General features: G+C 38.5%; 16 protein-coding genes and 2 rRNA genes. 13 read left to right on the top strand and 5 right to left on the bottom strand.

Annotation, left to right across the window (positions count from 1 at the left end):
• From MLOOGBEN_RS19595 to MLOOGBEN_RS19560, 8 genes are all read left to right on the top strand, one after another.
• Positions 1 to 126, top strand: a 23S ribosomal RNA gene (locus MLOOGBEN_RS19595); the annotation flags it as partial.
• Positions 127 to 201: 75 nt separating this feature from the next.
• Positions 202 to 317, top strand: a 5S ribosomal RNA gene (gene rrf, locus MLOOGBEN_RS19590).
• Between the two features lie 494 nt (positions 318 to 811).
• A complete protein-coding gene (locus MLOOGBEN_RS19585) occupies positions 812 to 1,993 on the top strand; it encodes an ABC transporter substrate-binding protein (protein ID WP_179159951.1) in 1,182 nt (393 codons plus the stop codon).
• Between the two features lie 86 nt (positions 1,994 to 2,079).
• Complete coding sequence (locus MLOOGBEN_RS19580; RefSeq protein WP_179159950.1) at positions 2,080 to 2,958, top strand: branched-chain amino acid ABC transporter permease; 879 nt, start codon at positions 2,080 to 2,082, stop codon at positions 2,956 to 2,958.
• Between the two features lie 13 nt (positions 2,959 to 2,971).
• Positions 2,972 to 3,910 (top strand): branched-chain amino acid ABC transporter permease, encoded by a 939-nt coding sequence (locus MLOOGBEN_RS19575; RefSeq protein ID WP_179159949.1) that lies wholly within the window; start codon positions 2,972 to 2,974, stop codon positions 3,908 to 3,910.
• A gap of 1 nt (position 3,911) precedes the next feature.
• Positions 3,912 to 4,694 carry an ABC transporter ATP-binding protein gene (locus tag MLOOGBEN_RS19570; RefSeq protein ID WP_368737808.1) on the top strand — a complete coding sequence of 261 codons (783 nt, stop codon included), beginning with the start codon at positions 3,912 to 3,914 and terminating at the stop codon, positions 4,692 to 4,694.
• Positions 4,687 to 5,394: an ABC transporter ATP-binding protein gene (locus tag MLOOGBEN_RS19565; RefSeq protein ID WP_179159966.1), complete on the top strand. Its 708-nt coding sequence runs from the start codon at positions 4,687 to 4,689 to the stop codon at positions 5,392 to 5,394. The genes MLOOGBEN_RS19570 and MLOOGBEN_RS19565 overlap by 8 nt, the downstream gene beginning before the upstream one ends.
• 97 nt (positions 5,395 to 5,491) lie before the next feature.
• Complete coding sequence (locus tag MLOOGBEN_RS19560) at positions 5,492 to 6,178, top strand: BsuPI-related putative proteinase inhibitor (protein ID WP_179159948.1); 687 nt, start codon at positions 5,492 to 5,494, stop codon at positions 6,176 to 6,178.
• Between the two features lie 53 nt (positions 6,179 to 6,231).
• On the opposite strand, the gene MLOOGBEN_RS19555 is transcribed toward MLOOGBEN_RS19560, so the two are convergent.
• From MLOOGBEN_RS19555 to MLOOGBEN_RS19545, 3 genes are all read right to left on the bottom strand, one after another.
• The gene (locus MLOOGBEN_RS19555) at positions 6,232 to 7,680 is read right to left on the bottom strand and encodes a carbon starvation CstA family protein (RefSeq protein WP_179159947.1); all 1,449 of its coding nucleotides are present in this window, start codon (positions 7,678 to 7,680) and stop codon (positions 6,232 to 6,234) included.
• Between the two features lie 170 nt (positions 7,681 to 7,850).
• Entirely contained in the window at positions 7,851 to 8,582 is a 732-nt protein-coding gene (locus tag MLOOGBEN_RS19550; RefSeq protein ID WP_179159946.1) for a LytR/AlgR family response regulator transcription factor, read from the bottom strand.
• Positions 8,583 to 10,319, bottom strand: coding sequence for a sensor histidine kinase (locus tag MLOOGBEN_RS19545; RefSeq protein ID WP_179159945.1), 1,737 nt, complete (start codon positions 10,317 to 10,319; stop codon positions 8,583 to 8,585).
• Positions 10,320 to 10,564: 245 nt separating this feature from the next.
• On the opposite strand from MLOOGBEN_RS19545, the gene MLOOGBEN_RS19540 reads away from it, so the two are divergent.
• Both MLOOGBEN_RS19540 and MLOOGBEN_RS19535 read left to right on the top strand, forming a co-directional pair.
• The gene (locus MLOOGBEN_RS19540; protein WP_179159944.1) at positions 10,565 to 11,356 is read left to right on the top strand and encodes an HAD family hydrolase; all 792 of its coding nucleotides are present in this window, start codon (positions 10,565 to 10,567) and stop codon (positions 11,354 to 11,356) included.
• Between the two features lie 277 nt (positions 11,357 to 11,633).
• Positions 11,634 to 11,909, top strand: a complete 276-nt coding sequence (locus tag MLOOGBEN_RS19535; RefSeq protein WP_179159943.1) for a hypothetical protein — start codon at positions 11,634 to 11,636, stop codon at positions 11,907 to 11,909.
• A gap of 73 nt (positions 11,910 to 11,982) precedes the next feature.
• Here the strand turns inward: MLOOGBEN_RS19535 and MLOOGBEN_RS19530 are convergent, their stop codons facing one another.
• Both MLOOGBEN_RS19530 and MLOOGBEN_RS19525 read right to left on the bottom strand, forming a co-directional pair.
• Positions 11,983 to 12,435 carry a S1 domain-containing RNA-binding protein gene (locus MLOOGBEN_RS19530; RefSeq protein WP_179159942.1) on the bottom strand — a complete coding sequence of 151 codons (453 nt, stop codon included), beginning with the start codon at positions 12,433 to 12,435 and terminating at the stop codon, positions 11,983 to 11,985.
• A gap of 183 nt (positions 12,436 to 12,618) precedes the next feature.
• Positions 12,619 to 13,209 (bottom strand): guanylate kinase, encoded by a 591-nt coding sequence (locus MLOOGBEN_RS19525; protein WP_179159941.1) that lies wholly within the window; start codon positions 13,207 to 13,209, stop codon positions 12,619 to 12,621.
• 361 nt (positions 13,210 to 13,570) lie between these two features.
• On the opposite strand from MLOOGBEN_RS19525, the gene MLOOGBEN_RS19520 reads away from it, so the two are divergent.
• From MLOOGBEN_RS19520 to MLOOGBEN_RS19510, 3 genes are all read left to right on the top strand, one after another.
• Positions 13,571 to 15,016, top strand: coding sequence for a DEAD/DEAH box helicase (locus tag MLOOGBEN_RS19520; protein ID WP_179159940.1), 1,446 nt, complete (start codon positions 13,571 to 13,573; stop codon positions 15,014 to 15,016).
• A 72-nt stretch (positions 15,017 to 15,088) separates the two neighbouring features.
• Entirely contained in the window at positions 15,089 to 15,280 is a 192-nt protein-coding gene (locus MLOOGBEN_RS19515) for a hypothetical protein (RefSeq protein WP_095251783.1), read from the top strand.
• A gap of 25 nt (positions 15,281 to 15,305) precedes the next feature.
• Positions 15,306 to 16,238 (top strand): D-2-hydroxyacid dehydrogenase, encoded by a 933-nt coding sequence (locus MLOOGBEN_RS19510; RefSeq protein WP_179159939.1) that lies wholly within the window; start codon positions 15,306 to 15,308, stop codon positions 16,236 to 16,238.
• Positions 16,239 to 16,276 lie beyond the last annotated feature (38 nt).

The following is a 16,276-nucleotide window of genomic DNA, read 5'->3' as shown; positions in this document are numbered from 1 at the left end:
AAGATGAGATTTCCCATAGCGTCAAGCTAGTAAGAACCCTGAAAGATGATCAGGTTGATAGGTCAGAGGTGGAAGCGTGGTAACATGTGGAGCTGACTGATACTAATCGTTCGAGGACTTAACCAATTTTTAAAAGCGAACTCGTTTTACAACTTCTTCTGAATTATCTAGTTTTGAGGGAATGATACCTCAATTTTATAGTCTGGTAGCAATGGCGAGAAGGTCACACCCGTTCCCATACCGAACACGGAAGTTAAGCTTCTCAGCGCCGATGGTAGTTGGGACTTTGTCCCTGTGAGAGTAGGACGTTGCCAGGCAAACGAAGCACAACCTGACTAGGGTTGTGTTTTTTTGTTTTGTCCGAAAGGACCAATAGGTTGTAAACAGGATCGGATCGAGATTCGTGACCGCGCGGCGGCACTTTTAGAGAAAAATGGTAACGAATAGCTCTTAGTCCACGCTTTTGATTCCCTTAAAGTTCGATTTCCAGCTAAGAAAAGCAAATATCAAAATGGTATGTCACCATAATAATACATTTTTTGGTATAATAGTTAACTTAGGTTTTAGGTAAATTAAAAAAGACCTTTCATGAAAGTTTATTAAAATGTACTGCAACAGCAAGAAAGCGCTTTAATTTTTATAAGAAATAAAAATTTCTGAAATATTGAAATAATATACTAGACTAACAATGAAAAAAGTACTACAATAACTTATGTTAATTAATTTAGGCGGTAAACAAATATCTGGGGTCTAAGAAGATACTATACTACGGTTATTGGTATCTGAAAATTCAATCAAGGGGGGAAACACCATGAAAAAGAAATTAGCAAGTGTGTTTATGGCTTCTACCATCTTTGCTGGAGTATTAGCAGGGTGTGCAGGAGGAGCGAAGGATAGTTCAGAGGGCGGCAATTCAGATACCATTAAATTGGGAGTGAATTTAGAGCTTTCAGGTAATGTTGCGTCATATGGTGAATCAATGGCAAAAGGTGTTGAAATGGCTGTTGAAGAGATCAATAATAATGGCGGCGTTGACGGTAAGAAGTTTGATGTTGTGAAAGTAGATAATAAATCTGAAGCAGCAGAGGCTACAAACGGTATTATTAAGTTGACAAGCCAAGATAAGGTAACAGCTGTTATTGGAGCAGCAACAAGCGGTAATACAGTTGCTCAAGCTCAGATTGCGAATGATACGAAGACTGTTCTAATGGCTCCAGGCGGTACAAGCCCAAGTGTTACAGTAGATGAAAAAGGGAAAGTAAGACCATTCGTTTTCCGTACTTCTTTCATTGATCCTTTCCAAGGTACAGTGGCTGCCAATTTTGCCCTAGATACATTAAAAGTTGAAGATGCAGCTATTTTTGCCGACAACTCAAGTGATTATGCAAAAGGTTTATCCGATGCCTTCAAGGAAACTTTTGAAGCAGCAGGTGCTAAAATCGTTGCGGAAGAAGCATATGTAGCAAAGGATACAGACTTCCGTGCGACTTTAACTCGTATCAAAGCAAAAAATCCTTCATTCATTTTTATCCCTGGATATTATGAAGAAGTTGGCTTAATTGTAAAGCAAGCGCGTGAATTAGGAATCGATGTTCCTTTAGTTGGAGCTGATGGCTGGGATTCTCCAAAGTTAGTTGATTTGGCTGGAGCTGAAGCATTAAATAATACCTACCTAATCAACCATTACTCATCTGAAGATCCAGATGAAAAGGTCCAAAAGTTCGTTTCAGCATTTAAAGAACAGAACAATGGCGAAGCACCGAACGCTTTCAATGCGCTTGGCTATGACACGGTTTACTTTTTAGCGGATGCCATAAAGCGTGCAGGCAGCACAGATTCTAGTAAAATTCAGGAAGAATTAGCAAAAACAAAAGATTTAAGCCTTGTTACTGGAGTAGTAACGATTGATGAAAACCATCATCCGATCAAAACAGCAACCATTTTAGAATATGTAGATGGTAAACAAGTGTTTAACACAAAAGTAAATCCTTAAAAGTACTAGTTAAGTAAAATGGAAGGATACTCCTTCCATTTTACTTTTGTAAAGAATTATTTCTGGAAGAAAAAGGAGTGAGAACGATGGAGTGGCTACAACAAATGATAAACGGAATTTCACTCGGCAGCATCTATGCCTTAATCGCATTAGGCTATACCATGGTTTATGGAATCATAAAATTAATAAACTTTGCTCATGGTGATGTTTTTATGGTAGGTGCGTTCGTCGGGTTTTATGCGATTAAGGGATGGGGGCTGGGCTTCTTTCCAGCATTATTATTCTCAATGGCGTTTTGTGCGGTGTTTGGAGTATTGATTGAAAGAATCGCCTACAAACGTCTTCGAAATGCAACGAGAATTGCTGCCTTAATTACGGCAATTGGAATGTCGTTACTAATTGAATACGGTGTGATTTACGTCCGAGGAGCCCAACCCGAGGCTTACCCTGACAATGTATTACCGAGCACAACATTTAACTTGTTTGGTGCACAAATTAACAGTCAATCCCTCTTTATCCTGGCTGTGTCACTTGGACTTATGATTATTTTACAAATTATTGTACACCGTACAAAGGTCGGTAAAGCCATGCGAGCAGTATCACATGACATCGATGCAGCGAGATTAATGGGTATTAATGTAGACAGAACCATTTCCTATACCTTTGCGATTGGTTCTGCTTTAGCTGGGGCAGCAGGTGTCATTTTTGGTGTCTATTATACAAAAATCGAACCACTAATGGGAATTATCCCTGGATTAAAGGCGTTTGTTGCGGCGGTATTAGGTGGAATTGGAATAATCCCAGGAGCCATGGTCGGCGGTCTTATTTTAGGGGTTGTTGAATCGATTGTTAGTGCCCTAGGATTTTCCTTATGGAGAGACGCAGCAGCGTTTATCATATTAATCCTTATCCTAATTTTTAGGCCAACAGGCATCTTTGGTAAAAATACAAGAGAGAAAGTGTAGGTGGGATAGACAGATGAAAAAAGTAACTAAATTCTGGCTATTTCTCATTTTAGCAGCGGTTATCTATGGAATTGGCCAAGTCTTAATTCAAACTGGGATATTAAACGCTTTTTATAGCAATATGTTGACCCTTATGATCATTAACATTATATTAGCGGTGAGTCTTCACTTGGTAATTGGGATCACCGGACAATTTTCAATTGGACATGCTGGTTTCCTTGCTGTTGGGGCGTATGTATCAGCAATCATCACGATGAAATTTGAACTGCCTTTCGTGTTAGCAATCATCATCGGAGGAATTGTGGCTGCATTAGCAGGACTACTTGTTGGCATACCTACTTTAAGACTGCGAGGAGATTACCTGGCTATTGCAACACTTGGATTTGGTGAAATTATTAGAATTGTTTTCTTAAATATTGAGTATGTTGGCGGAGCTGCCGGAATGATGGTTTCTAATATGACGACTTGGACAAGTGCATTTGTATGTCTCGTTATCACGATTCTAGTGATATCGAATTTTACCAACTCGCGGCATGGAAGAGCGTGTATAGCGATTCGGGAAAATGAAATCGCGGCAGATGCAATGGGAATCAACACGACATTTTACAAAGTTGCGGCCTTCGCCATTGGTTCCTTCTTTGCAGGTATTGCCGGCGGTTTGTTTTCTCATAACTTTTATATTATCCAACCAACCAACTTTGGGTTCTTAAAATCATTTGATATTTTAATCTTTGTTGTTTTAGGCGGCCTTGGAAGTTTATCTGGTTCTGTGATCTCTGCGATTCTGTTAACGGTTATTTCAACCTATTTACAGCAATATCCTGAGACTCGGATGATTATTTACAGTTTGGTTTTGGTCGTTGTCATGCTTTATCGTCCTCAGGGGTTAATGGGAACTCGTGAGATTACAGATTTCTTTGGCAAAAAGAAAAATGCGAAAGGAGGAATTTAACGTGGGAGCTCTACTGCAGGTAAAAAATGCGGGGATTCAGTTTGGTGGCTTAAAGGCGGTCTCAGGCTTTAATATGGAACTTAATCAAGGTGAATTGGTCGGTTTGATTGGTCCGAATGGTGCCGGGAAAACAACAAGCTTTAATTTGTTGACGGGCGTATATGTCCCGACAGAGGGTGACATTTTGTTCGATGGAAAAAGGCTGAATGGACTTGCTCCATACCAAGTAACACGAAAGGGTATAAGCCGTACGTTTCAAAACATCCGTCTTTTCAGTGAATTATCTGTATTAGATAATGTAAAGGTTGCTTATCATTCCTTAGCGAAGCATTCCATTTTAAGTTCCATTCTCCGCCTTCCATCCCATTTCTCCGAGGAAAAGGTAATGGAGGAAAAATCACTTGAGTTTTTAAAGATATTTCAGTTGGACAGATTTAAAGATGAAAAAGCAAAGAATTTACCATATGGTCAGCAACGTAGATTAGAAATAGCCAGAGCGTTGGCGGCAAGTCCAAAATTATTGTTGCTCGATGAGCCTGCTGCAGGTATGAACCCGCAAGAAACACATGAGCTCATGGAATTAATTGCTTTTATCCGAAAACAGTTTGATTTAACGATTCTATTAATTGAACATGATATGGCACTCGTGATGGGAATATGTGAAAGAATTTATGTTTTAGACCATGGACAACTGATTGCAGCGGGATCGCCTGAGGAAATCCGTAATCATCCAAAAGTAATCGAGGCCTATTTGGGAGAGGAGGTTCCGAGTGACCATGCTTAAAGTAAATGGAATAGATGTTTTTTATGGAAATATACATGCCCTAAAAGGCCTTTCTTTAGAAATTAATGAAGGGGAAATTGTTACACTGATTGGAGCGAATGGTGCAGGAAAAAGTACTCTTCTTAAGACATTATCCGGGCTGCTTAAGCCAAAGTCAGGGACCATCGAATACTTAGGCAGTTCGATTTCTGGCAAAGCTCCCCAGGCTATTGTGAAATCGGGTATTTCACATGTGCCTGAAGGGCGCCGTGTGTTCGCCAATATGAGCGTAGAGGAAAACCTGGAACTAGGTGCTTATTTAAGAAAAGATAGTGCAGGAATCCGCAAAGATATTCAAAGTGTTTACGAGCTTTTTCCGAGATTGCAAGAGCGCCGAAAGCAGTTATCGGGAACCCTTTCTGGGGGAGAACAGCAAATGCTGGCGATGGGAAGAGCGATTATGGCGAAACCTAAGCTGCTTTTACTTGATGAGCCTTCAATGGGGCTAGCCCCATTAATGGTTAAAACAATTTTTCAAATCGTTGAGAAAATCAATCAGGATGGAACTACAATCCTACTGGTGGAGCAGAATGCGAATATGGCACTATCTGTAGCAGACCGTGCCTACGTTATTGAAACGGGTCGGATCGAAATCTCAGGAACAGCTGCAGAATTGCAAACAAGTGAGGAAATCAAAAAAGCGTACCTTGGTGGTTTGTAGGATTCAAAAATCTTTTAAAAATATAAATATTTTATGTAACGCCAATCTCCTTTTAATCGACTATTAAGGTAATTCGATTAAAAGGAGATTTTCATTTATGTTATATAAAAAAATGATGATGATCGTATTAGCAGCAGGACTATTAAGTGCTTGTGGTACGGGAAATAATATAAACGGGAACGGTGAGGGTGTGAAAAAGGAGAACTTAACAGAGTCCCCAAAACAAAATGAAATTGTTGCAAGTATTCATCCATCAATTGAGACAAAAGAAGAAAAAAATTCTATCATTATTCATTACAAAGTGAAAAATTTATCGGGTGAACCTCAAAAATTATCGTTTCTAACGGGGCTTCAAGCTGATTACATTATCTATGATGAAGAAGGAAAGAAGGTCAAGCAATACTCTGAGGAAGTCATGTCTACGCAGGCAATCAGCGAGGTGACGTTAGAGAATAATCAAGAGATTCAAAACTCGTTTACCATTTCCGATCTTTATAATGGTCGTTATCGTATTGAAGTATTTTTAACAGCAAAGGAAGAACAGGCTAAAGTGGTAACCGATTTAATCGTTGAACAATCGTTATATACGAAAGCTTCAGGGATACTCGTCGGACAAATGGATCCGCATACCATAGAGGTGGATGTTAAGGGGGAAAAGGTCGCATTCCAATTAACGGAAGAAGCTATTGGGCAATTGCCATCCTTAAAAGAAGCTAGTGAAATTTCATTTATTTATACAGAAAATGAAATACAAAAGATCATTGAAAGGTTTTTAATAGAATAGGGAAAGAAAAAAGTGCACTCAATGAGTGCACTTTCAGTTTATTAAACGACTGATTAGGCAGCCTTCCAGCCCGTCACGTCTTCTTCAAGTGGAAGATTATTGGCTCGTGCCTTTTTAGCTGCACGGAAGAATAACCCAATTAGTACGGCTGCGCCGATAAAGCCGCCAATCCAAGAGATTGACATCGACAATCCGAAACCGATAGGTGCATTTAAGATATAAGTTATAACCATTACTAACATGAAGGAACCAGGTACTAGGGCAACGTAGTAATTTTTCCTTGCGATATACAAGTACATAGCCCCGACAAAGAGTGCAATGACGGCTGTGGCTTGATTAGCCCAGCTGAAGTATCTCCACAATAAGTTGAAGTCAATTTGCGTAAGGACTGCTGAAATCACGAATAATGGTACTGCAATCCATAAGCGGCTTGAAAATTTCTTTTGAGCAACGTTAATGTATTCTGCAATGATCATACGGGCACTACGGAAGGCAGTATCCCCTGATGTAATCGGTAGAACAACTACTCCAAGAACAGCTAGCGTTCCGCCAATGGCTCCTAACAGGGCAGTTGAGGCTTGGCTAACCACCGCTCCAGGGCCGCCTGCGGCTAAAATATCATTCAATCCGTTATAGCCATTAAATAAGCTCATTCCTGCAGCTGCCCAAATCATCGCAATGACACCTTCTGTAATCATCATGCCATAGAAAATTTTTCGGCCTTGTTTTTCATTTTGAGTAGTACGTGAAATAATTGGTGTTTGTGTCGCATGGAACCCAGAGAGTGCGCCACATGAAATCGTGAAAAATAACAAAGGTAAAATAGGTGCATTAGCAGGGTGGAAATTCGTTAACGATAATTCAGGAATCGGTGCACCCGTTACAACCATACCAATTCCTACACCTAATGCACTGATTAATAGCAATGCACCAAAGTACGGATATAAGCGACCAATGATTTTATCAACCGGAAGAAGAGTAGCTGCAATGTAATAAATGAAAATGGCTCCAATTATTAATCCTAATGCTATTTTCCCATCCATTAATACATGAAGAAGGCTTGCAGGTGTAGAAACAAATACGGTACCTACTAATAGGAGAAGCAGGACAGCAAAAGCATTTACTACGTGCTTCATCACTTTTCCTAAAAACTTACTTGCTAGCTCCGGTAAATGGGCACCACGGTTGCGGATAGATATCATTCCTGTTAAATAATCATGGACAGCTCCTGCAAAAATACAGCCAATGACAATCCAGATAAAGGCAACAGGACCGTAAAGAGCTCCCATAATTGGACCGAAAACTGGACCCGTTCCAGCAATGTTTAATAACTGTATTAAGGAATTCTTAGGTGTGCTCATTGGTACATAGTCAACGCCATCGTTATTAACATAGGCGGGTGTTGCTCGATCTTCCTTCACACCAAACATTTTTTCAATAAATTTACCATAGGTAAAATAACCAATAATTAAGAGTGCAATCCCTGCTAAAAAAGTATACAAATTCCTTCTCCCCCTTTTTAAAAAATGAATACGTTTTCACATATAAGTTTAAAAGAGTGAGAGGAAGAATAGAGCGATTTTAGATTAAAAGGTAGAAAAATAAGAATATCATGCTCGTCAGATGAATTAAGATGCAAAAAAATTAAGAATAGTTAAAACGCTTTCTTGGTTTAAATTTCTAAACGAGACCGTAATGCTTTAACATAATTCCTGCTAACCGATAGCAATTCTTTTCTTCCTTCAATTTCCAACTGATAGGCACCGTTAAACCATGGTGACAACCTGTTAACAACCTCCAGATTTACAAGAAAGCTTTTATGAATTCTAAAAAATCCATAGCTTAATAATCTGCTCTCCAAATCCTTAAGCGGTGTTTTGGTTTCAAATTCACTACTTTTCGTAATGAGTTTTGTTACTTTATCGTCTCTGACTATATAGAGGATTTCTTTTGGTTCAAGATAAATAATTTCACCTTCTACTTCGACGGCAAGTTTTCCTTGAGGTTTTCCTATATCCTGTTCGAAAGGAGTAGTAAACTTTTTCTCAATACGATGAACTGTTTCTTGTAATTGCTCTTCATCATAGGGCTTTAATAGATAATCAATCGCGTCATATCGGAAAGCTTCAGCTGCAAATTGCGGATAAGCGGTAGCAAAGACAACCGATGGAACTTTTTTAAGTTCCAATAGTGCTTTTGCTGCTTTCATACCATTCATTTTAGGCATTTCTACGTCCAAAAAAACTACATCAGGCTGAAGTTGAATTGCACTTATGATGGCGGATTCCCCTGATTCAGCTTCACCAACAACCTTAATTGTTGGAAACGCACTTAATAAGTGTTTTAATTCATCGCGGCTATAGGGTTCGTCATCAACAATTAATGTTCGAATAAAAGTTTCCATTTACCTTACCTCCGTACAGGGGACAGAAAAGCCAATTTCCGTTCCTTTATGCAGCTCGCTATTAATTTGAAGGCCTGCATGGTCACCATACATGATGGTCAGCCTTCGATTAACGTTGTAAAGGGCTAGACCGCTTCCTGTTTCAGAATTAATGGGACTTTTGCAGATTTGACTTGTGCGTTCTATATTCATTCCAATCCCGTTATCCTCAACTTTTACATACGTCGCTAGATTTTGTTTATGAATAGTAATCTTTACGATACCGTTCCTTTCCGTATCCTTCATGCCATGTTTGATCGCATTCTCTACGATGGGCTGAAGTGTAAGAGGGGGGATTGTCTCTAAAAGAGCACTCTCTTCGATATCATAAACTACTTGTAATTTATCTTTGAATCTAGCTTCTTCTATTGCTAAATAGGCTTTGACATGGTTTAATTCTTGCTCTAATGTAGTCATCCTTTGGGTTGTGACAGATAAATTCTGGCGCAAGAAATGGGACAAAGAAAGTAGTAATTTTCGTGCCTTAGCCGGGTCAACCCGGACAAGTGAAAGGATGGTATTAAGTGTATTAAATAGAAAATGAGGACTAATTTGCGCCTGCAGTGCTTTAATCTCAGCTTCCTTTGCCAGTTGATAAGACTTGTCCGCATCAGCTAGTTCAAGCTGGTTACTTAATAGGGAGCTAAGCCCTGATATCAGTTCCATATTAACGGGTGTTATTTCTTTTTCAGAAGCGAAATAAAACTTTAAAGTTCCAATCGTTTCTCCACGCTGTTTCAATGGTGCAATAACGGCTGCACCAAGAGGGCAGCTCTTAACACGGCAGTGAATGGATTGCTGATCTGCCACAACCATTTCACCTTTGTCGATAGCCTCCATTGTAATTTCAGTTTGGATGGGACTTTCAGAACGATGATGATCATGACCAAGTCCAACATGTGCTAATATTTCTGACAAATTTGTCATTGCCACCGCTCTCGTATTCATTTCATTATGGAGAATATGGCAGACAATTTTAGCCGAATTTGAAGTAAGGCCGTTTCTAAGATAGGAAAGTGTTTTTTCAGCGATTCTCAATGTCTTTTGTGCCTGCATGGCACCAGCTTTTTCTTCCTCACTGATAACGCTCTTAATGATAAGTAGAAAAAGTGCACAACCTAATCCGTTTGCTAAGATCATTGGCATTCCAATGATTTCTACCAAAGTCCATGACTTTTCGAATGGACGGGCAAGGAGTAGAATGACTGCCATTTGCATTGTTTCTGCTAGAGCACCAATGAAAAAAGCGGATCTTAGTTTTACCAATTTATTTTTCCGATGAAAGATTCCCGCAAGAACCCCGGCGATTATAGTGGCAAGCCCACAGGCTAGCCCTGTGAATCCTCCTAAGGTAAAACGATGAATCCCTGCAATTAATCCTGCACCCAGTCCGACTTTATAGCCTCCGAGGAGACCGGCTAATACCACACCAATCACCCGCGAGTTGGCAATTGCCTCATCGGCGTTTAAATCGGAAGTCCAGCGATTGATTTCAAGGCTGTCGGTGCTAAGAGTTAGACCAGAATAGGTGCCAATAATCCCAAAGAAACCAAAGAAAACAATGGCCGTCAACTGCTGCTTGCCGTTTAATTTCTCCTGATAAATCATGTCTCGAAAGAATGGAAATCTCGTTAAAATAAAGGCAATCATTACAAGAATTCCTAACCGTTCCACCATGGTAACCAACAAAGTCAACATGTCATTACCCCTTTATGGGTTTAATCTTCCCCCAGTCTATATACCTTTTTATTATACCAGTATTAGAAATATTCGAAATAGTATTTTGGTTTTATCGGAAGGTGCCTAAACTCTTATGTACCTTTTAGATATATATAATTGGCTATGTTCGTTGAATTTATTTTATTTTTGTGAAAGAATATTCATTTAATTCGAAAAGTGGTAAACTAGTAAAATATATTTAGGTGAAAGGTGAGGCAGCGAAAATGATAAAAGCAATTTTTTTCGATTTAGATGATACACTGCTTTGGGATCAAAAAAGTATCAAGGAAGCATTTGTTGCGACATGTAAAGTAGCAGAAGAACGGTATGGAGTAGATGCAAGTGAACTGGAAGTTGCGGTACGTGAGGCTGCAAGAAATTTATATTCTTCCTATGAAACCTATTCATTTACACAAATGATTGGTATTAATCCATTTGAGGGATTATGGGGGAATTTTTTAGATGATCATGATGATTTTAGAAAAATGAAAGAAATCGTCCCAAGCTATCGAAAAGAAGCATGGACAGCGGGACTTAAGGCAATGGGAGTGGAGGATCCTGCTTTTGGGCATGAATTGGCGGAAAGATTCCCGCAAGAGCGCAGGAGCCTGCCATTTGTGTACGAAGAGACGTTTACTATCCTAGATACGCTAAAAGGAAAGTATCAACTTCTTCTGTTAACGAATGGTTCACCGGATCTACAGCATACAAAACTATCGATTACCCCTGACCTTGTTCCATATTTCGACGAAATACTTATTTCAGGTGCGTTTGGAAAGGGGAAACCTGACCCATCGATATTTGTGCATGCATTGTCACTCATGTCCTTAGAGAAGGATGAAGTCCTAATGGTAGGGGATAACTTAATGACTGATATTTTAGGTGCAAATAGGGTCGGGATTAAATCCGTTTGGATCAACCGTCACGATAAAGATAGAAATGAAGTCATACCAACCTATGAAATTCAACACTTAGAAGAGCTTTTTCCACTTTTAGATGAATTGAATAAGAAATAAATTAATAAAAGGCTGTTCAAAAGTTTAAAAGACTATTGGACAGCCTTTTATTAATTTATTAATATCTCATTATCTCGGATCGGAGTTAGAGTTTGATGATAAAATTATTAGAAATTAATGAGAAATTTTGTGAAAAGATGAAAACCATGCTAGTTTTTATAACAGAATGATGGAATGCTGCCTGTATTATTATCTATAATCAGAACCATACTCGATTTGAAGGTAATCACTTCGGAGACTTTTCATACATGATTTTTAAAAAAGGGGAGTGGATATTGTGCTTAGGAGTAAAAGGGAAGTTCAGGTGTTTCTAAAAATTTTCGAAGCATTTGCAAATTGGGATGGAGAAAAACACTTTCTTACTATGGAAACAGAGAATCCTAAGGGAATCCTGACGATTATGAAATCATCTGATGGTGCTTTTTATTATCACCGAAAGAATGAATTGTATTGGGACATAAAAGAAATAAAAGTGGAATCAGGTATTTTAACAGACATCATTTGGGCATTTAGACAGGCTGTTAATAAATCAATCAAAGAAATCGCTGTGTAGGATTTAAGGAGCAAAATCAGAATAATAAAAAAGAAGGCAAGCCGTATTGGGGCTTGCCTTCTTTTATCTATAATTATCCGCGTCTTCCGCCTCTGCCGCCACGTTTTGTTTCGGTGCTGCGTTTTAAGCTGGATAAATTTTCTTCACTCGCTTTTAAAAATTTAGCCATTTTATCTTCAAAGTTTTCTTTTGGTTTAAAGTTGCCGCCTTTTGAACGGAAGTCTTTTGATTGCCTATTATCTCTACCTTGGCGTTGTGGACGCTGGGAATAAGAAGAAGTTTGCCCTTCTGGCTTATCAATAGCTTTTTTAATAGACAAGGCAGTTTTTCCGTCTTTCTCACTAATTACCTTAACTTCAACTTGATCTCCAACTTTGAGGTGATCATTAACGTCTTTAACATAGCTGTCAGCTACTTCACTAATGTGCACAAGGCCAGTTGTGCCACCTGGTAATTCTACAAACGCTCCAAAATTAGTAATACCCGTTACTTTACCTTGTACTTTGCTGCCTACTTCGATCGACAAAAAGAGTTCCCCCTAAATAATGTTTTCAACACTTAATTATACAGTGTTATAAAGACAATATCAAGCTGTATTCTGTTTTATTTGGGCACAATAATAATACATTCAAAAATTGTTATCACATACATCCCCATAAAAAAAAATCCAATGACAGGATCTAAAATATCCCATCAAATGGACCTTTTTTTAATAATCGGTGACAATTCTATTTCGGTCAAGGTAAGCTTCAATGACTTCACTAACCTGATAAGATACCTGTGGTGAGTCATAATTTTCAAAAACTTGCTCACATTGAGTTTTATAAGCCATGATTTCATCATAGTGTGCCAAGTGTCTTTGGATATCTTCTTCTTTATCATTTCGTGCTTTGTGTCTTTCGATAACGGTGTCACGATCAGAATAGATGAATAAGCGCATCACCTTGTCACCATACATTTCTTTCAACTTTTCTGTGCCTTCAGGATTTAGCGTTAAGTAGACAAGATTATGATCTTCAAAGGCTTTGACGATATCTTCTTCGCGGATTCCATAATGAATCCCATCGATATCCACACACTCAAGAAATTCTTGGTTGTCTTTCAGTTTGTTGAAGGTTTCGTCAGTAACAAAATGGTAGTCAACACCATCTTGTTCATAATGGCGGGGAGGACGAGTCGTGTAAGAAAGGACTGTTTCCATATCAAACGCGGTCGCGACCATCTTGGCAATGGTCTTTCTTCCAGATCCATCGGGTCCAGTGTAAATGAAAAGCTTTTCCTTATCCTTGATTTTATACATAGATTACCTCCTAGTAGAAAATTTAGTTTAATTAAAAAAAGAGATCCACAGATGTATAAAATTACTGTTAAGTGAGTGATCTATACTATCCTAAAAACAGGATACTTACATTATAACAGATTTTTCACTGCGTTTTTGACTTTTCTGATATTTATATAGAGAAAAGTGCTAAACAGCTTCTTTATTTAATGTACCCGTTCTCTTGAGTCTTGTAAAGCTGTTGTGTAACAGTGTGTTGAAATAAAAAGTCGAAATGTCTTGTATTTCAAGTATAATGAACATATTCAGATTTTGCATATGATAATTCTTTCAGAGAAATCCTATATAGAAGTTGGATAATACAAAAAAATGAGGTTACAACATGAGTGAAAAAAAGTTTGAGGATTATCATTTAAGCGAGGAAATAAGAAGGGCGCTTACAGTGTTAAAGTACGATAATCCCACTGAAGTACAAAAAGAAGTGATACCAAAGGCATTAGAGAATCTAGATTTGGTTGTAAAATCACAAACAGGCAGCGGTAAGACTGCATCTTTTGCAATTCCTATTTGTGAGATGATGGAATGGGAGGAAAGAAAGCCCCAGACATTAATACTTACACCTACTCGTGAGCTGGCTGTCCAGGTTCGTGAAGATGTTACGAATATTGGCCGGTTTAAACGAATTAAAGCGATGGCGGTTTATGGAAAAGAACCTTTCTCAAAACAAAAGGAAGAGTTGAAACAAAAAACACATGTAGTCGTCGGGACTCCTGGTCGTACGATGGACCATATCGAAAGGGGAACGCTTGAATTAGATAAAATCAAATATCTAATTATTGATGAAGCGGACGAAATGTTAAATATGGGCTTTATTGATGAAGTGGAAGCCATCATAAAAGAACTCCCAGAGAACCGAGTAACGATGGTGTTTTCAGCAACCTTACCAAAGGATGTTGAAAAACTTTGTCATCAATATATGAAAGATCCCATCCATATTGAAATTGCAGCTACGGGTGTCACAACGAATACGATTGAACATGCTGTCGTTGAAGTAAAGGATGAAGATAAGGTTTCACTGTTGAAAGATTTAACAGTGGTTGAGAATCCAGACAGCTGCATTATATTTTGCCGAACAAAAGAAAATGTGGAAAATGTTTATACAGAGTTGGAAAAAGCCAATTATTCTTGTGAAAGACTGCATGGAGGGCTTGAACAAGAGGATCGGTTTGGCGTAATGGATGGCTTTAAAATGGGGAACTTCCGCTATCTTGTAGCAACAGATGTCGCCGCTAGGGGAATCGATATTGATAATGTGACACTGATTATTAATTACGATGTTCCAATGGAAAAAGAGAGTTATGTTCACCGAACAGGAAGAACAGGAAGAGCCGGAAACAAAGGAAAAGCGATTACCTTCGCGACACCATATGAAGAGAAATTTGTTAAGGCAATTGAAAGATATATTGGCTTTGAAATCCCTAAGTTGGAAGTTCCAACCCAGGATGAAGTTACGAGTGGAAAAGCAGCATTTGAAGAAAAACTTAGCGGCCGGAGAGTTGTAAGAAATAATAAAACAGCTCGAATTAACAAGGATATTACCAAGCTCCACTTTGGTGGCGGTAAGAAGAAAAAGCTTCGCGCGGTAGACTTTGTTGGGACAATCTCCAATATCCCTGGAGTTACAGCTGAAGATATTGGCATTATCACCATCCAGGACAACCTAACCTATGTTGACATCCTTAATGGAAAAGGCTCAGTAGTCCTCCAAGCAATGGAAAAGACAACCGTCAAAGGAAAGAAGCTCAAAGTGAGTAAGGCTTTAAAATAATTTTAACTAATTTTGGACGATTAAATATACAATAATCGTCCTTATTTTTATAATAAAGAAGGAGTTACTATAATGAAGTATTTTAAATCACAAATGAAACAATTAGTAAAAGAAAATAAAGAACTGCAGATGCACTTAAAAGAGTTAATAAATGAACATGATCTTGAAAAGAACTTTGCACTTAAGGCATTGTATCATTCAGAAGTAGCAGATGGCGGCAGGTATCAGACAGCCTATCAAGCACTCGATGTGCCGAAAGAGTAAGCTTTATTGAGAAGAGGGGAAAGCCATGGATATTAGAAATATTTTACTAGTCAGCCCAATGTATAAAGAGCTTCAATTATTAATAGAAAAGGAAGTCCCAGGAAAGTCCTTTCGTTTTATTCCTGAGGAAAAACTGACCCAAGCTGATTTAAGCTGGGCAGATGCGTTAGTTTCTTTTAATCTAAAAGCTGACTATGATTATAGCTCAGTGAAATGGGTTCATTCGCTAGGTGCAGGGGTTGACCGTTTTTTATTTAAGAAGGAATGGAATGATGAGATCCTATTAACCAGAACGATTTGTTCGTTTGGGCAGAGAATTGCAGAGTATTGCTTAAGTTACATCCTAAAGGATTTACAATTTCATGATACCTTCCTAGAAAAACAGCAGCAAAAAAGATGGGAGCAGCGTACCCCGAAATTATTAGGTGAACAAAAAATTTTAGTTTATGGAACCGGTGAAATTGGTCAAATGATTGCAAAGGTTTTTTCTCGGCTGGGGGTAGACGTCTATGGGGTTTCTTTAAGTGGGAAGGAAAAAGAATATTATACTGAAGTCTTGAAGCTTGATTCTCATTTTTCTCTATTAAGTGAAATGAATTATGTGATCAATACTTTGCCGTTGACAGAACGGACGGAGAAATTATTCGACGGTGCTATCTTTGGTCAACTATCGAATGCGGGATTTATTAATGTGGGGAGAGGGGCTTCAGTAGATGAAGAAGCCTTACTGCAGGCTTTGACAGACAACCAAGTCACCTTTGCCGTACTCGATGTCCTTGCACAAGAACCACTTCCAGAAGACAATCCATTATGGAGTCATCCAAGGATTCAAATTACTCCACATATTTCTGCGGTTACATCAGCAAATGAGGGGGCAGCTTGCTTTTTAGAAACTCTTAAAAACATCGACGAAAACAAGCTTTTGACTAATAAAGTTGATACAAAAAAAGGTTATTAATGATTGAGAATAGAGGAAACAAACGGAAACCCTAATTG

Origin of the sequence: Bacillus sp. EB106-08-02-XG196, assembly GCF_013396335.1 — a bacterium.
Taxonomy (GTDB): domain Bacteria; phylum Bacillota; class Bacilli; order Bacillales; family Cytobacillaceae; genus Neobacillus.
Note: the sequence above shows the minus strand (reverse complement) of the source record. Positions and strands in the feature narration are given on the sequence as shown.